This window comes from Streptomyces glomeratus (genome assembly GCF_021462825.1).
Lineage (GTDB): Bacteria > Actinomycetota > Actinomycetes > Streptomycetales > Streptomycetaceae > Streptomyces > Streptomyces glomeratus.
This window is the reverse complement of sequence record NZ_JAKEEB010000117.1, coordinates 1-353: the sequence shown is the minus strand read 5'-3', so window position 1 is coordinate 353 and position 353 is coordinate 1. Positions and strand designations below refer to the sequence as shown.

The following is a 353-nucleotide window of genomic DNA, read 5'->3' as shown; positions in this document are numbered from 1 at the left end:
GAGTATCTGGACTCCGAGAAGTACCAGTTGCGGCCGCGGGACTGGGAGGCGGCCGAACGCGAAGGACGCACCATCGCCCCGCTCATCACCTCCCTCAACCACATCCGACGCCGGCACGTTGCCTTGCGGCGGCTGCGCAATCTGCAGTTCCACCAGACCGACAACGAAACGGTGATCGCGTTCAGCAAGTGCTCGGGTTCCGACGCGGTGGTGGTCGTGGTGAATCTGGATCCGCATCACACCCAGGAGGCGACGGTCTCGTTGGACATGCCGCGGCTCGGCCTGGACTGGCACGAGTCGGTGCCGGTGCGTGACGAGCTCACCGGTGCCACCTACCACTGGGGCAGGGCCAA

General features: G+C 65.7%; 1 pseudogene. It reads left to right on the top strand.

What is annotated here, in order from left to right:
- Positions 1–353, top strand: a pseudogene (locus LZ604_RS35580) (alpha-1,4-glucan--maltose-1-phosphate maltosyltransferase); the annotation flags it as partial.